The organism is Aurantimicrobium sp. (assembly GCF_036667855.1).
Classification (GTDB): domain Bacteria; phylum Actinomycetota; class Actinomycetes; order Actinomycetales; family Microbacteriaceae; genus Aurantimicrobium.
Map to the genome: position 1 here is coordinate 1 of NZ_JAVWTF010000128.1, position 655 is coordinate 655.

The 655-nt window shown below is 63.4% G+C and carries 1 protein-coding gene; it reads left to right on the plus strand.

All coding sequences use genetic code 11. From position 1 onward, the window contains the following. A partial coding sequence (locus RR877_RS10680) for a GTP-binding protein (protein ID WP_332628262.1) occupies window positions 1-655 on the plus strand: 655 nt, incomplete at both ends.

Below are 655 nucleotides of genomic sequence, written 5' to 3' on the forward strand. Positions count from 1 at the left end.
AGTTCGAGCGTACCAAGCCGCACGTCAACGTCGGCACCATCGGCCACGTCGATCATGGCAAGACCACGCTGACTGCCGCGCTGACCAAGATCGGTGCAGAGCGCTTCGGTGGCGAGTTCAAGGATTACTCCTCGATCGATGCCGCGCCGGAAGAAAAGGCCCGTGGCATCACGATCTCGACCGCGCACGTCGAATACGAATCCACCAACCGTCACTACGCCCACGTCGATTGCCCGGGCCATGCTGACTACGTCAAGAACATGATCACCGGTGCTGCCCAGATGGACGGCGCGATCCTGGTGTGCTCGGCCGCTGACGGCCCGATGCCGCAGACCCGCGAGCACATCCTGCTGTCGCGTCAGGTCGGCGTGCCGTACATCGTCGTGTTCCTGAACAAGGCCGACATGGTTGACGATGCCGAGCTGCTGGAACTGGTCGAAATGGAAGTCCGCGAGCTGCTGAGCAAGTACGACTTCCCGGGCGACGACACCCCGATCATCCCGGGTTCGGCCCGTCTGGCGCTGGAAGGCGACCAGAGCGAGATCGGCGTGCCGGCCGTCATCAAGCTGGTCGAGGCGCTGGACAGCTGGATCCCGACCCCGGAGCGTGACGTCGACAAGCCGTTCCTGATGCCGGTCGAAGACGTGTTCTCGAT